The organism is Pseudomonas sp. NPDC089422, assembly GCF_044749405.1.
Lineage (GTDB): Bacteria > Pseudomonadota > Gammaproteobacteria > Pseudomonadales > Pseudomonadaceae > Aquipseudomonas.
On record NZ_JBIVHW010000031.1, the window covers coordinates 1 to 3142 of the forward strand.

The 3142-nt window shown below is 56.7% G+C and carries 4 protein-coding genes and 3 tRNA genes; all 7 read right to left on the reverse strand.

The window, feature by feature from the left end:
* Nucleotides 1-296 (reverse strand): GTP-binding protein (locus ACIPZ8_RS27975; RefSeq protein ID WP_232885565.1); only part of this gene is annotated, 296 nt, incomplete at its 3' end.
* Nucleotides 297-375: 79 nt separating this feature from the next.
* Nucleotides 376-451: transfer RNA gene (locus ACIPZ8_RS27980), tRNA-Thr, on the reverse strand.
* 29 nt (nucleotides 452-480) lie between these two features.
* Nucleotides 481-554: transfer RNA gene (locus tag ACIPZ8_RS27985), tRNA-Gly, on the reverse strand.
* A gap of 24 nt (nucleotides 555-578) precedes the next feature.
* Nucleotides 579-662, reverse strand: a tRNA-Tyr gene (locus ACIPZ8_RS27990).
* A 153-nt stretch (nucleotides 663-815) separates the two neighbouring features.
* Nucleotides 816-1241, reverse strand: a complete 426-nt coding sequence (locus ACIPZ8_RS27995; protein ID WP_400730371.1) for a hypothetical protein — start codon at nucleotides 1239-1241, stop codon at nucleotides 816-818.
* Between the two features lie 7 nt (nucleotides 1242-1248).
* A complete protein-coding gene (locus tag ACIPZ8_RS28000; RefSeq protein WP_400730374.1) occupies nucleotides 1249-1998 on the reverse strand; it encodes a pantothenate kinase in 750 nt (249 codons plus the stop codon).
* Entirely contained in the window at nucleotides 1988-2947 is a 960-nt protein-coding gene (gene birA, locus ACIPZ8_RS28005; RefSeq protein WP_400730377.1) for a bifunctional biotin--[acetyl-CoA-carboxylase] ligase/biotin operon repressor BirA, read from the reverse strand. The genes ACIPZ8_RS28000 and birA overlap by 11 nt, the downstream gene beginning before the upstream one ends.
* Nucleotides 2948-3142 lie beyond the last annotated feature (195 nt).

A 3142-nucleotide genomic window follows, 5' to 3' on the forward strand; every position in this document is an offset into this window, starting at 1 on the left:
ATCTGGGCAGCACCGGTGATCATGTTCTTCACGTAGTCAGCGTGACCTGGGCAGTCAACGTGAGCGTAGTGACGAATGTTCGAGTTGTACTCGACATGAGCGGTGTTGATGGTGATACCGCGCGCTTTTTCTTCTGGAGCCGAGTCGATTTTGTCGAACTCAACGACTGCCGAACCGAAAACTTCGGAGCAGACGCGAGTCAGAGCTGCGGTCAGAGTGGTCTTACCGTGGTCAACGTGGCCGATAGTGCCGACGTTAACGTGGGGAAGGGAACGATCAAACTTTTCCTTAGCCATCGATACAATCCTCCGCAGAAGAAAATAGTCTTACGCTGATAAAACAAAGGCAGATATTTTCATATCTGCCTTGTTTATATGGAGCTCTTGAGCGGATTTGAACCGCTGACCTCACCCTTACCAAGGGTGTGCTCTACCAACTGAGCTACAAGAGCGAAACACTTTGCGCAAAATCCGGCAAACTTGGAGCGGGTAGCGGGAATCGAACCCGCATCATCAGCTTGGAAGGCTGAGGTTCTACCACTAAACTATACCCGCGGAGCTTGCGGCTCTCGCTAAAACTGGTGGAGGGAGAAGGATTCGAACCTTCGAAGCTCTCGCAACGGATTTACAGTCCGTCCCCTTTGACCGCTCGGGAATCCCTCCAGATGTGGCCGGCATTCTATTTGTCTGCCGTCCCAGTGTCAAGCGTTTTTTCAAATTTTTTCAATCAAATCTGAAACTTAGCTGCTTTGACACTCGCTTCCAGTTCTGCCACCTGAGTGGTGTTCCCTGTGAAGCGGGCGCCATTCTATCAAGCTATTCGCCAGTTGCAATACCCTGGCAGAAAATAATTTTACGTTTTAAGTCTTTGAAATCGTTGGAAAGAGTCTCAAGGATGGTTTGGTCCAGCAAACGCTCGCTTTCCGGGGAAATCTTGAGCCAGAAACCTTCGGCTCCAGGCAGCTGCCCAGATACCGGCGCAGCATTGATGTCCAGGCTCAGCAGGCGTTGCCGCAGCGCATCGAGCTGATCGCGAGCAGACAGCCCACCCACTACCAGGCATTCATCGCGTCGCCGGGCCGGTGCAGACGCCCCAGTTTCCTTGAGCAGGCGGATCTCTTGCTGACTACCTTTGTACAACGACAACGGCGCGACGTCCTTCGCCTTCAGCGGGGCTTCCTGTTGGTGCCAGACGTAATAGAAGACGTTGAGCACCAGCAACAGCAGAAACAACCAACGCATATGCACCTCAGTCCAGTGGACAGGCCATGGCCAAGCCGACAAATACCAGGTCAGGGACGACCCTGGCCTGCGGCGCAGCCTCTCGTACCAACGGCGCATCCCCACCCGTCAGGAACACCGTGAAGTCCTCCCCCCACAAAGCCCGAGCCTGCTCGAGCTGAGTGCGGGCAAAACCCTGCAGCATCAATACACAACCTCGCTCTACCGCTTCTACAGTCGAGCGCCCTGGCGCAAGGCTGCTCAAGGCGCGCTCAGCCGAAGCGTCGTCATAGCGAATACGGCGGGTATGCGTACGCAGCTGGCTACGCATCAGCGGCATGCCCGGGCAAATGTAGCCGCCCAGGTGCTCGCCATCGGCCGAGACGAAATCTGCCTTGGCCGCGGTGCCCAGGTCAATCACCAGGCATGCGCCCTTGGCAAGATGGAATGCACCCAATGCCGCCAGCCAGCGGTCCATGCCCAGGCGCTGGAAGTCCTCATAACCATTGCGCACACCTGCCATTTCCTGCGCAGGCTCGGCAACACGGGCAACGACTGAAAAAGCCTTGGCGATCAGCGCACAGAGGGCTGCGGTCTCATCCTCGCTGCGTACACTGACAATTCGACAGCCTGTAAGGCGCAATGAGGGAAGTGCCGCGACCTCGCCCACCAGTGCCTGGTCCGAATCGACAATTCCACCACCCACAATGGTGGCGTCGGCAGCGTGAATGACACGCCACTTGATGAAACTGTTACCGCAATCGAGCTCAAGAATCATCACGCAACCTCAAACTGAGCTCACCACCACTGAAGCTCTTTTCCACGCCGTCAACCTCAAGGCGCAATCCGCCCTGCCCGTCCACGCCCAGCACCACACCAGCAATATGGGTGTTACCCGCGATGAGCGACACATTCCGCCCCTGCCACAGATGCGCCTGCTCCCACTCTTCCTGGAATGCGGCAAAACCGTAGCGCCGATGACGGGCCAATTCATGTTGCAACTGCTGGCTGAGCATGGCCACCAGGCGGTTGCGATCAATTGTCACACCGACTTCACGCCGCATCGAGGTCCACTGCTGATCGACCTGCTCATTGACCTGCATGTTCACATTGATGCCAATGCCAAGCACGACATGGCAGACGTCTGCAGGATCACCCACCAGCTCAAGGAGAATACCGGTGATCTTCTGCCCGCGAACCAGGACATCATTGGGCCACTTCAACCCCACGTCCTTTACGCCAAACCCCTGCAGCGTGCGCATCACGGCCAACCCGACCACCAGGCTGAGACCCTCCAGCTGACGCATGCCGCCATCGACTCGCAGGACCAGGCTGTAATAGAGGTTTTCTGCAAACGGGCTTATCCACATGCGACCGCGTCGACCACGGCCGGCACTCTGACGCTCGGCCAGGACCAGGAATGGCGCTGATTGTCCCTCGCCAACCAGGCGCAAGCCTTCGGCATTGGTCGAATCAATGGTTTCATGGATGAAAACGGGCCAGCGCTCACCCTCGGTGAACTCTGCGATCGCCTGCGTATCGAGCAGGCTCAGCGGTGCGGCCAACTGGTAGCCACGCCCACGAACTTTATGAATGGTGAGGTTCAGCTCACTTTCCAGGTGTTGCAGCTGCTTCCAAACGGCGCTGCGACTTACCCCGAGGGCTGCCCCCAAGGCTTCTCCGGAATGGAACCGGCCATCCTTGAGGAGATTCAACAACTTCAGCATGCCAGTCTCGACTTGGAATAAGGCTGGCATGATAGCTAGGGGTCGTTGGCTTGCATAGGAAAAGGGCTGTGGGCAACCGCCACTAGCACCGAGTATTTCGGCCAGAAAAGACAAAACCCCTACCTGCATGCGCAGATAGGGGTTTTGCGAAATGAATCTTGACGATGACCTACTCTCACATGGGGAAACCCCACA

Excerpts from the sequence above, each read along its gene's own strand:
- ACIPZ8_RS27995 (WP_400730371.1), bottom strand. The coding sequence starts at position 1,241 with ATGCGTTGGTTGTTTCTGCTGTTGCTGGTGCTCAACGTCTTCTATTAC.
- ACIPZ8_RS28000 (WP_400730374.1), bottom strand. The coding sequence starts at position 1,998 with ATGATTCTTGAGCTCGATTGCGGTAACAGTTTCATCAAGTGGCGTGTC.
- birA (WP_400730377.1), bottom strand. The coding sequence starts at position 2,947 with ATGCTGAAGTTGTTGAATCTCCTCAAGGATGGCCGGTTCCATTCCGGA.